Source organism: Yinghuangia aomiensis (assembly GCF_039542225.1).
Lineage (GTDB): Bacteria > Actinomycetota > Actinomycetes > Streptomycetales > Streptomycetaceae > Yinghuangia > Yinghuangia aomiensis.
In genome coordinates, this window is sequence record NZ_BAABHS010000004.1 from 1 (window position 1) to 12,363 (window position 12,363).

At 72.1% G+C, this 12,363-nt stretch carries 9 protein-coding genes; 3 read left to right on the forward strand and 6 right to left on the reverse strand.

The features are described 5' to 3' along the window. Nucleotides 1–853: 853 nt before the first annotated feature. A complete protein-coding gene (gene tyrS / locus ABEA93_RS06335; RefSeq protein ID WP_345674301.1) occupies nucleotides 854–2,140 on the reverse strand; it encodes a tyrosine--tRNA ligase in 1,287 nt (428 codons plus the stop codon). 104 nt (nucleotides 2,141–2,244) lie between these two features. Further along, nucleotides 2,245–2,892 carry a DNA-3-methyladenine glycosylase gene (locus ABEA93_RS06340; protein ID WP_345674302.1) on the reverse strand — a complete coding sequence of 216 codons (648 nt, stop codon included), beginning with the start codon at nucleotides 2,890–2,892 and terminating at the stop codon, nucleotides 2,245–2,247. Nucleotides 2,893–2,940: 48 nt separating this feature from the next. Here ABEA93_RS06340 and ABEA93_RS06345 point away from each other — a divergent pair, with 48 nt between their 5' ends. Continuing rightward, nucleotides 2,941–3,726 carry a sporulation protein gene (locus ABEA93_RS06345; RefSeq protein WP_345674303.1) on the forward strand — a complete coding sequence of 262 codons (786 nt, stop codon included), beginning with the start codon at nucleotides 2,941–2,943 and terminating at the stop codon, nucleotides 3,724–3,726. Nucleotides 3,727–3,795: 69 nt separating this feature from the next. Here the strand turns inward: ABEA93_RS06345 and ABEA93_RS06350 are convergent, their stop codons facing one another. Continuing rightward, complete coding sequence (locus ABEA93_RS06350) at nucleotides 3,796–5,313, reverse strand: hypothetical protein (RefSeq protein WP_345674304.1); 1,518 nt, start codon at nucleotides 5,311–5,313, stop codon at nucleotides 3,796–3,798. Nucleotides 5,314–5,508: 195 nt separating this feature from the next. Here ABEA93_RS06350 and ABEA93_RS06355 point away from each other — a divergent pair, with 195 nt between their 5' ends. Together ABEA93_RS06355 and ABEA93_RS06360 are read left to right on the forward strand one after the other, a co-directional pair. Then, nucleotides 5,509–6,051, forward strand: coding sequence for a YbhB/YbcL family Raf kinase inhibitor-like protein (locus ABEA93_RS06355; RefSeq protein ID WP_345674305.1), 543 nt, complete (start codon nucleotides 5,509–5,511; stop codon nucleotides 6,049–6,051). 316 nt (nucleotides 6,052–6,367) lie between these two features. Further along, nucleotides 6,368–6,877: an HNH endonuclease gene (locus tag ABEA93_RS06360; RefSeq protein ID WP_345674306.1), complete on the forward strand. Its 510-nt coding sequence runs from the start codon at nucleotides 6,368–6,370 to the stop codon at nucleotides 6,875–6,877. Nucleotides 6,878–6,941: 64 nt separating this feature from the next. Here the strand turns inward: ABEA93_RS06360 and ABEA93_RS06365 are convergent, their stop codons facing one another. The 3 genes from ABEA93_RS06365 to ABEA93_RS06375 form a co-directional block, all read right to left on the reverse strand. Beyond that, nucleotides 6,942–9,062 (reverse strand): peptidase MA family metallohydrolase, encoded by a 2,121-nt coding sequence (locus ABEA93_RS06365; RefSeq protein WP_345674307.1) that lies wholly within the window; start codon nucleotides 9,060–9,062, stop codon nucleotides 6,942–6,944. 210 nt (nucleotides 9,063–9,272) lie between these two features. Beyond that, the gene (locus ABEA93_RS06370; protein WP_345674308.1) at nucleotides 9,273–10,703 is read right to left on the reverse strand and encodes a hypothetical protein; all 1,431 of its coding nucleotides are present in this window, start codon (nucleotides 10,701–10,703) and stop codon (nucleotides 9,273–9,275) included. Next, the gene (locus ABEA93_RS06375; RefSeq protein ID WP_345674309.1) at nucleotides 10,682–12,232 is read right to left on the reverse strand and encodes a peptidase MA family metallohydrolase; all 1,551 of its coding nucleotides are present in this window, start codon (nucleotides 12,230–12,232) and stop codon (nucleotides 10,682–10,684) included. The genes ABEA93_RS06370 and ABEA93_RS06375 overlap by 22 nt, the downstream gene beginning before the upstream one ends. Nucleotides 12,233–12,363 lie beyond the last annotated feature (131 nt).

Genomic DNA, 12,363 nt, shown 5'->3' on the forward strand with positions numbered 1-12,363 from the left:
TCCGGTCAGACACATACGAAGGAGCCGCGCCCCACCGGAGGAATAGTCCGATGTGCGCTTGCGTCCTTGCTGTGACCCCCGGCCGCTGACCAGCCGGAGGATTTTTCAAAGGAATCCCTGCGAACACTTCACCGACCCAGATAGGGCCGCTTCCGCGAACGCCGGGGATATTCTTTGGCGTTGACTTTTGGCACGCTGTTGAGTTCTCAAGGAACGGACGCTTCCTTTGAGACCCTTTCACCGGTCTCTCCGGGCGTTTCGCTTCTTCGTTTTTGCTGTGTTTCTTTGTTTCTGCGCTTCCAGCGTATCACACCGTTTCCGGCCCGATTTTCGCTTTCCGCCGGCCTTCCGAGCGGCCTTTCGGCTTTTCTTCCGGCCTTTCTTTCTGCTCTCCGAGCCTACCAGATCCGTTTTCTCGTTCTCAACTCGCCGGGCTTTCGCTCTGCGGGTCGGAACAAGCCGCGCATCCGGCGTTCTCGATGCTTCAACCTTAGCAGGTGTCCGCGGGGCTCCGAACCACTTCCCGGAATTCCCGAAAAACGGGCGGAAAGCAAATACGGACAACACAAAGATAGACGCCCGGAAATCTTTGATCGATTCCGTTCGCTGGTTCGTTGTGAGGATCGCTGCGGGACCGGCCAGGGCGCCGACGTGCACGCACCAACCAGGCGCACGAACTTGCGTGCGGCACTTGGAGAGGGTTCACGGAGGGCGCGTCTGTCCGGATCTCCCGAACGAGCGACTCGGACGACATTAGACGACCCCCCGGTACGAGTCAAGTCCCGGGGGGTCGGAAGTTCACATGGTGCTCGGCCGGCCCGCGGCAGGGGTTCCGAAGCGGGCCGGCCGACTCTCAACTCAGTTCGAGGGCACCGAGGTTGCGCTTGCCGCGGCGGAGCAGCACCCAGCGTCCGTGCAGCAGGTCGGCGGACGTAAGGAGCGCGTCCTCGGTCACGACCTTCGTGTTGTTCACGTACGCGCCGCCTTCCTTGATCGTGCGCCGGGCCGCGCCCTTGCTGGGCGCCAGCTCGGTGGCGACCAGCGCGTCGACGACCGTCGGCAGCTCCGCCACCTGCGCGGAGGGCAGCTCGGCGACCGCGGCGGCGAGCGTCGCGGCGTCCAGCGCCGCCAGGTCGCCCTGGCCGAACAGCGCCCGGCTCGCCTCGACGGCGGCGGCGCACTGGTCGGCGCCGTGCACCATCGTGGTCAGCTCTTCGGCCAGGGCGCGTTGCGCGGCGCGAGCGGCGGGGCGCTCGGCAGCCTCACGCTCCAGCTCCTCGATCTCCTCGTGCGAGCGGAAGCTGAAGGTGCGCAGGTACCGGGAGACGTCGCGGTCGTCGGCGTTCAGCCAGAACTGGTAGAAGGCGTACGGGGTGGTCAGCTCGGGGTCGAGCCAGACCGCGCCGCCTTCGGTCTTGCCGAACTTGGTGCCGTCGGCCTTGGTCAGCAGGTTGGTGGTCATCGCGTGTGCCTGGCCGTGCGGCTGGTTGCCGGTGACGCGGCGGATCAGGTCGAGGCCCGCGGTGATGTTGCCCCACTGGTCGCTGCCGCCGATCTGCAGCGTGCAGCCGTGCCGCCGGTACAGCTCGAGGTAGTCGAAGCTCTGCAGGATGACGTAGCTGAACTCGGTGTACGACATGCCTTCGCCGCCGAGCCGGGACTTCACGGTGTCGCGGGCCAGCATCTGGTTGATGCTGAAGTGCTTGCCGAGGTCGCGCAGCAGGTCGATGGCGCTGAGGTTCTCGGTCCAGTCGTAGTTGTTGGCCATCAGCGCGGCGTTGGGCGCGTCGGTGTCGTCGCCGGCCGCGAAGTCGAGGAACGCGGAGAGCTGCCCGCGGATGCGGCCGACCCACTCGCGGACCGTGGAGGCCTCGTTGAGCTGGCGTTCGGCGGACGGCTTGGGGTCGCCGATCAGACCTGTCGCGCCGCCGACCAGGGCGATCGGACGGTGGCCGGCCAGTTGGAGGCGGCGCAGCGTGAGGACCTGGGTGAGGTGGCCGACGTGGAGGCTGGCGGCGGTGGGGTCGAAGCCGCAATAGGCCGTGACGGGACCGTCCGCGAACGCCTTGCGCAGTGCGTCCTCGTCGGTGGTCTGGGCGATGAGCCCGCGCCACTTCAGGTCCTCGACGATGTCCGTCACGGTCGTTCGTCTCCTCGGTCGGTGCTGCGGGGGGTCGATACTGCGGCGGCGTGTGGGCCGCGGCCTACAGATTGCCCGACGGGCCGGTCGCGGCGCGAACCCGATTATGGCGAGTGTGGGGCACGGCGGGTGCGGGGCACGTGGGCCCGGTAGGGGCTGACGGTGGGGTCGTCGGCGATGTGGAAGCGCCAGGGGTGTCCGGCGCCGTCGCCGCCGACGCCGGTGCGCGGCCCGGTGCGGACGGTGTCGGCGGCGGCGGGGGTGCCGCGGAGGAGGCGGAAGCCGGTGCCGGCGGTGCAGGCGTCGACGCCGTCGTCGGCGCGGCCGATGCCGAGGGCGACGGTGAGGCGGGCGGGGCCTTGTGCGAGTTCGGTGTCGCGGCGGGCGTTGGGGCGGCGGTCGCGGGCGAGCGGGAGGCCTTCGACGATTTCGCCGGCGCGGACGAGGACGGCGGAGGCTTTGCCGGGCGGGCTGCAGACGACGTTGACGCAGTGGTGCATGCCGTAGGTGAAGTACACGTACAGGTGTCCCGCGGCGCCGAACATGGTGCTGTTCCGCGGGGTCTGTCCGCGGAAGGCGTGCGATCCGGGGTCGTTCGTGCCGTCGTAGGCCTCGACCTCGGTGATGCGCAGGACGGTGCGTCCGGCGTCGGTGTCGCGGACCAGGAGGCGCCCGAGCAGGTCGGGAGCGACGGTGAGGACGGGGCGGACGAAGAAGGAGCGCGGCAGAGGGCGGCGTACGTCGGCGGCCATACGCGAGACTCTACGGCGACGGGGAAGGGCGACGGCCGGGGAGGCTGCATGGTGTTCAAGAAGTTGATGGCGAGCATGGGGGCGGGCGGGGCTTCCGTGGAGACGGACCTGTTCCGGGCGGATGTGACGCCGGGCGGGGTCGCCGAGGGGCGGATCCGGATTCAGGGCGGGAAGGTCGACCAGGTCATCGAGGGGCTCTATGTGGAGCTGCGTGCGGTGGTGGAGGTCGAGACCGAGGACGGCGAGTACAAGGTCAACCAGGATTTCGCCCGTCTTCAGGTAGGCGGAACGTTCCAGCTGCGCGAGGGTGCGGTGCACGATGTGCCGTTCGCGCTGGGGATTCCGTGGGAGACGCCGGTGACGGTGTTCCGCGGGGTGCAGTTGCGCGGCACCAGCATCGGCGTGCGGACCGAGTTGGAGATCGACCGCGCGGTGGACAAGGGCGACCTGGACCCGATCCAGGTGCACCCGATCCCGGCGCAGGCGGCGATCCTCGATGCGTTCGGTGCGCTCGGGTTCCACTTCAAGGGAGCGGACCTGGAGAAGGGGCACATCCGCAATACGCGGCAGCGGCTGCCGTTCTACCAGGAGATCGAGTTCGCGCCGTCGGCGCAGTACGCGCGCGGGATCAACGAGGTGGAGCTGACGTTCGTGTCGGACGAGCACGCCACCGAGGTGATCCTGGAGATCGACAAGAAGGGCGGGATGCTGTCGGACGGCAGCGACGCCTACCGGCACTTCACGATCGACCGTGCGGCGATCGGCCAGACCGACTGGGCGGCGTACCTGCACGGGTGGCTGCACGAGGTCGGGTCGCGGCGCGGCTGGTTCTGAGCATGCCGCGGGAGCGCGCACGGTAGGACGGTGCTCCCACCCTCGTGGATGAGCCCTCCTGGGCCGCGGTCACCCGTGGTCGAGGAGGGCTCTCACGTACCGCGCCCAGTCGGCTTCGAAGGCGGCGCGGTCGAGGCCGGTGGCGTCGCGGAGTGCGCGGTCGACGGCCGCGGCGGAGGGGTCGGCGTAGACGGCGGCGGCGAAGCGGAAGACGGCCGAGGTGCCGTGGGTCTCTTCGATGCGCAGCATCGCCAGGTGGGCGAGTTGGTAGGACGCGGCGTTGCCGACGGGGTCGGCCTGGTAGAGGTCGGCGTCGGTGGGGAGGGTGCCGGTGAAGCGTCCGGTGCGGAGGTAGGTGCGGGCTTCGCCGAATTGCGCGGACAGGCGGTCGCGGTCGGAGCGGAAGGCCAGCCAGTCGGCGAAGCCTTCGACGACCCAGACGGGTTGGTTCTGTCCGGCGAGGTCGCTGCGCAGGGGGGTGACGAGGGCGTGGGCCATTTCGTGGCGGAGGAGGTCGCCGGTGCGAATGGCGTCGCCGCCGGTGAAGTAGCCGGAGGTGACGTCGAGGACGATGCGGGCGCCGCCGAACTGGGCGGTGGTGCCGGGGCGGGCGGTGGCGGCGGTGTTGCCGGTGGGTGAGCTGCGGAGGGCGTACGTGAGGCCGGATTCGTCGCCGTGCTGGTCGGCGCGGCCGCCGTACAGCTCGTAGAAGGCGGCGCGGTCGGCGACGGGGACGACGACGAAGCCGGGGGCGGTGCCGCGGGGTCCGGCGTAGGCGGCGAGGTCGGCGGCGGCGGCTTGTTCGGCGGCGTCGGCGAGGGGTTCGGCGCGGTCGGCGAGGGCTTGTTCGGCGAGGACGACGACGTGGGGGCGTCGGGCGACGGTGAGTTGGGCGCGGTCCCAGGGGGCGGGGTAGTCGCGGGCGTAGCGGTAGCCGGCGCCTCCTTCGTAGGGGGTTCCGGTGATGCTGGTGATGCGGGGGGCGGCGCCGGGCGCGGGGCGGGTGACGGTCCAGCGGTAGCCCTCGCCGACGGTGGAGGTGTCGGCGTGGGTGATGCGGTGGTCGAAGGAGACGTCCACGGTGAGCGGGTCGCCGGGTCCGGGGCCGGGTCGGGTGGCGGCGACGCGGTAGGCGGCTTCGTCGAAGGGGATGGGGCGCAGGTTGCGGAAGAGGCGGCGTTGTTCGTCGACGAGGCCGGGTGTGGCGGGGTCGAGGGCGGCGAGGAAGGCGTCTTCGTCGCCGTCGGCGAGGGCTTTGCTGCGGGTGTCGGCAAGTGCCGCGAGTTCGGTGGGGGTTACCGCGTCGGGGGCTTGGGGCGCGGCGGTGTCGGGGGCGGGTGAGCCGACGGGGGTGCCGGCCGGTATTCGGGTGGTGGTTTGGCGGCTGTGGGTGGCGCCGTAGGCCATGACGGCGGCGAGGACGGCCAGCAGGGCGACGAGGGTGACGGTCAGCCGGTTGGCGATGCGTCCGCGCGCGGGTGGGGGGCCGGTGCGGCGGCGGTGTGGCGGTTGCGCGTTTCCGGGTGCGGTGGGGGTGCCGTGCGGGGCCGATGCGGGTGTCCCGGCGTTCCGTCGCGACTGTGCCAACGCGCCCGCTCCCTTGCCGTGCCGGGGTGTGTCCCGGCGGTGTCCGGTGATCCGTCGAGTGGCTCTCCACCAGGGTGGTTCGTCTGGCTGGCGGGAGGATACGGCGTAGGGTCGGGTCGTGCGTACCGGGTGTCTTCCGGGTGGTGCCCGGACCTAGGTGGCCGACGGAGTCGGCCGGGAGATGGAGTGCCCTTCGTGAGCGAGCCGAAGATGCCGCCGATGCCGTACGAGTTCCTGCCGGAGAAGCCGTGGTTCACGGTGGAGAGCACGGATGTCGCGGACGGCGTGACGCTGAGCATGCCGCAGGTGAGCGGTGTCATGGGCGCGGGCGGCGAGGACGTGTCGCCGCAGCTGTCGTGGGCCGGGTTCCCCGCGGAGACGAAGAGCTTCGTGGTGACGTGCCTGGACCCGGACGCGCCGACGGGGAGCGGTTTCTGGCACTGGTCGGTGGTGGATGTGCCGGTGTCGGTGACGGAGTTCCCGGCGGGCGCGGGTGCCGCGGACGGGAAGGGGCTGCCGGGCGGGGCGTTCCACGTGCGGAACGACGCGGGTCTGCCGGGGTATGTCGGGGCGGCGCCGCCGCAGGGGCACTACGCGCACCGTTACGCGTTCGTGGTGCATGCGGTGGACGTCGAGAAGCTGGGCGTGGACGAGAACGCGACGCCGGCGGTGGTGGGGTTCAACTTGTTCTTCCATACGCTCGCGCGGGCGATCGTGACGCCGGTGTACGCGCACTGATCCGGCGTTCGAACAGAGATCGAACACTTGACGGTATCTCGGTCTCGTTCGCGGAAATTGCGTTGTCCGGGTGATCTGCTCGGGGCACAGTGGTCTCGGCCCGCCGCCGCTCGGCGCGGGCCGAGACCACCGATCCGGCCGCTTCGTCGGCCGAACGAGGACCGTCGAGGCGAAAGGCGCGTATGACCACCGCGGCACCACCGCTCACCTGAGGCTTCCGGCACGTTGCCGGCGGTTCCGGCGGGCGTGGGCGCCCGGTCCGGATCCGGCGCGCCCGGGGTTCCCGGCGGTCCGACCCCGAAGGGAGGGCGGACGCATGCGGGACACGTTGGTGCTGAATGCCACGTACCAGCCGCTGGCGACGGTGTCGTTCCGGCGCGCGCTGGTGCTGGTGCTGCAGGAGAAGGCCGTGGTCGAGGACGCCGATCCGGGCCGCGTGGTGCGTGCCGCGGCGCTGGAGCTGCCGGTCCCGCGTGTGATCCGGTTGCTCCGGTACGTCCGGGTGCCGTTCCGACAACGGGTGGCGTGGTCGAAGCGCGGGGTGCTGCAGCGGGATGCGCGCACGTGCGCGTACTGCGGCGGGCGGGCGACGACCGTGGACCACGTGCTGCCGAAGTCGCGCGGCGGGGCGGACTCGTGGCTCAACACGGTGGCGGCCTGCGCGGCCGACAATCAGCGCAAGGCGGACCGGACACCGGACGAGGCGGGGATGCGGCTGCTGTTCGACCCGTACGAGCCGGCCGGGACGCGGGCGCTGGTGCTGGCGTTCGGCGTGACCGCCGAGCAGCAGGCGTGGTTCGGCGCCGCGGTCGCGGCCACCGCCTGACCGGGAAGTTCCGGCGAACGCCTGCCGCCGTCCCCCTTGCGGGTGGACGGCGGCAGGCGTTTCGTCATCCGAAGGTCCGGTGCATCCAGTCGGACCAGGCGCGTTGGAAGTCGGCGAGGCTGCTGCCGGTGGCGGCGCGGACGGCTTCGTCCATGCTGCGCGAGGTGCCGCGGTAGACGTCGGTGATGAACGCGCAGGCCTTGTCGGAGCCATAGGTGTCGGCGAGGAAGCGGATCGCGAGGTGGCCGAGGACGTAGGCGTTGTCGATGACTTCTTCGTCGTCCGCGTCGAAGTCGGCGTCGGTGGGGAGCGATCCGGTGAACTTCCCGTCGCGGATGAGCTGCCGGGCGGCGCGCGCGTCGTAGGTGTCGGTGATGGTGTGGTCGGACTGGGCGAGCCAGTCGGCGAAGCCTTCGGCGGCCCACAGCGGTATGCGGTCGTAGGCGGCTTGGGTGAGCGGGTCGAGCAGGGCGTGCACGAGTTCGTGGCGCAGGATGACCCGGGCGAAGTCCGGTTCGCTGTCCATTTCGTCGAGGTCGATGACGACGCGGCTGCCGCCGACCACGTCGACGTCGCCGTCGGAGACCAGCGGGAGGGCGAAGCCGGCGGCCCAGTCGCCGGCCGATTCGCCGCTGTAGATGCGGTCGAAGTCGGCGCGTTCGCGGGTGAGGGCGACGACGAACCCGGGCGAGGTGCCGGGCATGCCGGTCCACCGGGCGAGGTCGTAGAGCGCCGCGTCTTCGGCTTCGTCGGCACGGGACGCCAGGTCGGCGGCGAGGTCGGCGGGGCCGACGACGAGGACGTGCGGGCGGCGTTCGACGGCGAGTTCCCACAGGTCCCAGGGCGCGGGGTAGCCGGCCGGGCCGGTGAGGCTGCCGTCGGGGGCGCCGTTGACGGCGGTGACGGTGCACGGGTCCGCGTCGGAGGTGCAGCGGACGGTCCACAGGTAGTGCTCGGCGACGGGGCGGACGTCGGCGTTGTCGATTTGGTGGACGAACGCCACGTCGACGTTGGCGACGATCGGCCATCCGCCGCTGCCGGCGCCTTGGGCGCGCGCGTCGGCGACCCGGCCTGCGGTCCAATCGGCTTTGTCGAGCGGCAGTTTGCGCAAGTTGTCGAACAGGCGGCTCTGGGTGTCGACGAGTTCCCTGGCGTTCTTGTCGAGGCCGCCGGTGAACGCCGCGACGTCGTTGGCGCGCAGGGCGGGGCCGCGGGTGGCGGCCAGGGCCTGGGTGCGCGCGAGCACGGCCGACTTGGCGGCGGGCGAGGCCGTGGAGCCGTTGAGCGTCGGGGGTTTGCCGGTGTCGGGGCTCGTGCTCGGCGTCGCCGGGTTTTTGGGCCCCGGCTCGTGGCCGGGCGGAGTCGCGGGCGCGGTGGGCGCCGTCCCGACGTCGGCGATCGCCCCGGCTTCGCCGGACTGCAGGGGCCGGACGAAGGCGACGATCAGCAGCACGACCGTCAGGCACGCGACGAGCGAGGAGACGACGATCGCGGGGGTCTGCCGATCACGACGCGGGTCGACGACCGCGTGCGGCCACAGCCCGAAGGTGTCGTTCGGCCGCCGGTATGGCACCGGCCCGGACACCCGCGGCCCGGGCACCCACGCGTAAGCCCCCGGCACCGGGCCCGGCGGGCTGCCGGGGGCATACGGGTAGGTCGGTGCGCCGACCCGAGGGCCGGGGATCCCGACCACTTCGTGCGCGGCGGGCCAGGCATCGGCGGGGGTACGGGGGCGGCTGTCGGCGGGGGCGCCGTCGCCGCGGGGGGAGGAAGCGGCGCCGGCGAGTCCGGGCGCGGTGGAGGCGGCGGCGGTTGCAACGCGCGCGGCCTCGGCCGCGGTCGGCTCGGGTACGCGCGGCGGGGGAGTCGGCGCGGGCCGCCCGCTCGCCGACACGACCGCCCCGGCTTCGGCGCCGCTCTCCGCTGCCTGCCGGGACATCACGTCGCGGCCGGCCGGGGGTGTCGCGGCGGCAGGCCGCCGGTCGTTTTCGTCGCTTGCGGTCGCGGCCGGATCGGGCACGTCCGCCGACGCCGTCGGTTCCGGGCCGGCGGACCCGGCCGGGTCCGCCGATCTCCCGCGGTCCTCCGGTATCCCGCCCCCCGTCACGACCTCTCCCCCGTCCACACGTCCCTGGTCCGGCGCCGCTCGGTGTGCGGGCATGGCGTCCGCGGCGCTGTCGTCCATGCCTGTGCCCCTGTGCTCGCCGATCTGCTCCACCCCCGTGGGGTGCAGGTGAGGATATCCGGCGGCTTCGGCCGCAGGGAACGGCGCCGTCTCCACCGCACCCGTCCGGTGCAGAGACGCGGCAACCGTCGCGCCGGTTCATTCCGCACGCGTTGTCGGGCCTCCGCGGCAGGCGGCCCGCGCCCGCGCGGCCCGGGGCCGGCGAGCCCCTCAGCCCGCCTTCGCCTTCACGTACTGCGCCCATTTGGCCTCGAACTGCCCGTGGTCCAGCCCGGTCGCCGTCCGCAACGCCGCACCGACCGACGCCGGGTCGCGGTACACCGCGATGACAAACGCGTAGGCCTTGGCGGCGCCGTACTTCTCGGCGATGTAGCGGATCGCGAGCATCGCGAAGTGGTACCCGGCGGAGCTGGTCCGGGGATCGTCGGCGTAGATCTGCTCGTCGGTCGGGAGCTTTCCGCCGAAGGTCCCGGAGCGGACCTGGTCGCGCGCCGCCGGCACATACCAGCGCTCCAGCGAACGGTCGCTCCACTCCAGGTAGCCCGCGAATCCCTCGGCCACCCACAGCGGCGGCCCGTTGCCCGCCACGCGCTTCTGGAACGGTGCGACCATCGCATGTCCCATTTCGTGCCGGAAGATCGCGATGGTGTCCTCGGCCTTGCCGGTCGTGATGTCCTGCGCCGTGGAGTCGACGTAGATCCGGCTGCCCGCGAAGTCCGGTGTGGCGGGGCCGCGTCCGGCCGGGTCGGCGGGCAGGGAGACGCAGACGCCGATGGCGTTCGTGGTGACCGTGTCGCCGCCGCGGACGCGTTCGAAGGCGGCGTGGTCGGGGGTCAGGAAGACCACGAACCGGCCCGGGGTCGGCTCCGGGCTCTGCCAGCTCGCGAGGTTGCGGGTGGCGGCGGCTTCCGCGCGCGTCGCCCACAGCGCGGCCTTGGCTTGGTGCTGTTTCGCGGCGAGGAGCAGGACGTGGGGTTTGTCCACGAGGACGAGTTCGGCCGCGTCCCACGGTGCCGGGTAGGTGGTGTTGCGGTGGGCAGTGTCGGGTGCACCGCCGTCGACGGCGGTGATGGCGAGCGGTTCGCCGGGGCCGGGGCGGGTGACGGTCCAGCGGTAGGTCTCGCCGATCGGGGCGACGTCGACGCCGGTGATCTGGTGGCTGAAGACCACGGTCACCGTGCTGGTGCGGCGGCGTCCGGCCGATTCGGCGGGCACGGGCTGCGCGTCCTGGTAGCGGTATTCGGCGCGGCTGAACGGGATCTTGAGCAGGTTCGCGAACAGCCGGCCGCGTTCCGCGCGCAGGTCGGGGCGGTCGGCGGCGTAGGGGACGAGGAACGCGGCCGCGTCGCGGCGGGCGAGGGCGTCGTTCTGGCCGGCGATCAGGCCGGTGAGTTCGTCCCGGGTGAGGTCGCCGGTGCCGCCCGGGAGCGGGGTTGCGCCGGTGCGGATGTCGGCGGCGTCGCCGCGGCCTTGGGCGGCGTGGTCGACGACGGCGCGGGCCGAGTCGGGGCGTAACGCGCGGTCGCCTAACGGCGTCGCATAGCCGAGGAGGACGGCAAGGCCGGCGAGCAGGGCGGCGGCGGCTGCGAGTACGGCGCGCGGGGGCCTCCAGGGCCCCGTCAGACGTGGCTCTTGACCCACTTCGCCCACCGGGATTCGAAGGTGGCCAGGTCCAGCCCGGTGGTCTCCTGCAGGGCCTTGTCCGGGTCGCGCGGGTTGCGGTAGGCGGCGACGACGAACGCGAAGGCCTTCTCGGCGCCGTACTTGTCGACGAGGTAGCGGATCGCGGTCATGCTCAGGTGGTAGCCGATGCCGTTGGCTTCGGCGTCCTCGCCGTACAGTTCGCTGTCGCCGGGGAGTTTCCCGGTGAACCCGTCGCTCGCCACGAAGTCGCGTGCGGCGGGCACGTAGTACTGGCCGAACCGGTCGACCCATTCGAGGTATTCGGCGAAGCCTTCGACGATCCACAGCGGGACGTCGGGTTGTCCGGGGGCGGAGGCCATGAAACCCGCAACGAGGGCGTGGCCCATTTCGTGGCGCAGGACGCCGGTTTGCTCTTCGGTGTTCTTGATGCCTTTGGAGCGGGTGTCCCAAGTGATGCGGCTGCCGACGATGACACGGCCGCGGGTGTCGGAACTGTCGGCGGCCATGGGCGCGCAGAACGCGACGGTGCCCTTGGGCATGGTGCCGCCGTACGCCTTGGCGAACAGCTCGGGGTCGGGGCTGGCGAACACGAGGAAGCGCGTCGGGACTCCGCTGGGGCCCTTCCACAGGTCGAGGTCGCGCTTGGCGGCGTTCTCGGCGCGGTCGGCCCAGCCGGCGATCTTGTTGGCGTCGGCGGAGCCGGCCAGCATGACGACGTGCGGGCGTTCCGCCTTGACGAGTGGGGCCAGGTCCCAGGCGAGCGGGTAGGAGCCGCTGCGGCCGGGGGTTCCGCGGACGCCGGTGATGCGCAGCGGGGCGCCCATGGCGGGGCGTTCGACGGTCCAGATGTACTGCTCGGCGACGGGTTCGGCGTCGACGCCGGTGACCTGGTGGACGAACGCGACGACGACGTCGGCGGTGAGCCGGCCGGCGTCCTTGCCGGACAGCGAGCCGGTGTAGAGGCGTTCCCAGCGGTACTGCGCCTGCGTGAAGGGGACGAGCCTGAGGTTGGCGAACAGGCGGCGGCGTTCCGCGATCAGGTCGGTCGCGGCCGGGTCGTAGGGCGCGAGGAACCCGTCGACGTCGCCGCGCTTCAGGGCGTCGGTCTGGGTGCCGGCGAGGGCCCGGAGTTCGTCGGTGGTGATCTCGGTGCGGGTCGGGGCGGGGGTGGCGGAGGGCCCGGCCGACGTGCCGGACCCGGCGCTTGCCGCGGTTCCCGGTTTGGCGAGGAGGTCGGACGCCCCGGCGTTGGCGAACAGCGCGGAGCCGGTGACGACGAGGACCAGCGCCGTGCCGATCGCCATGACGGGTATGAGCGCGGGGTGCGGGCCGCGGCGAGGAGCGGGCGGCTGCGGCGGGACGGCCGGGGAAAGCGCGTCCACGGGTGCGGAATCGGACGGTGCGGCGGTGTCGGCGGCCTCGTCGGCACGGCCGGCTTCGGCTCCGTCGGGCGAGCCCTCGGCCGCGTGTTCCGGCGAGCCCTCGGCCGTGTCTTCCGGTGCCCCGGTGTCGGACTCGTCGGCCACTGCCGCGTCCCTCCCCCCTCGTGCCGCCGCCGCTCCGCGCGGTCGGGCTGCGGGACGAGCTGCGTGATCATCGCGTGACCGCGTGCGCGGAGAGTACCCGGCGCGGGTGACGCCGCGTCAAGCGGGTTGCC

Excerpts from the sequence above, each read along its gene's own strand:
- ABEA93_RS06345 (WP_345674303.1), top strand. The coding sequence starts at position 2,941 with ATGGTGTTCAAGAAGTTGATGGCGAGCATGGGGGCGGGCGGGGCTTCC.
- ABEA93_RS06340 (WP_345674302.1), bottom strand. The coding sequence starts at position 2,892 with ATGGCCGCCGACGTACGCCGCCCTCTGCCGCGCTCCTTCTTCGTCCGC.
- ABEA93_RS06365 (WP_345674307.1), bottom strand. The coding sequence starts at position 9,062 with ATGGACGACAGCGCCGCGGACGCCATGCCCGCACACCGAGCGGCGCCG.
- ABEA93_RS06360 (WP_345674306.1), top strand. The coding sequence starts at position 6,368 with ATGCGGGACACGTTGGTGCTGAATGCCACGTACCAGCCGCTGGCGACG.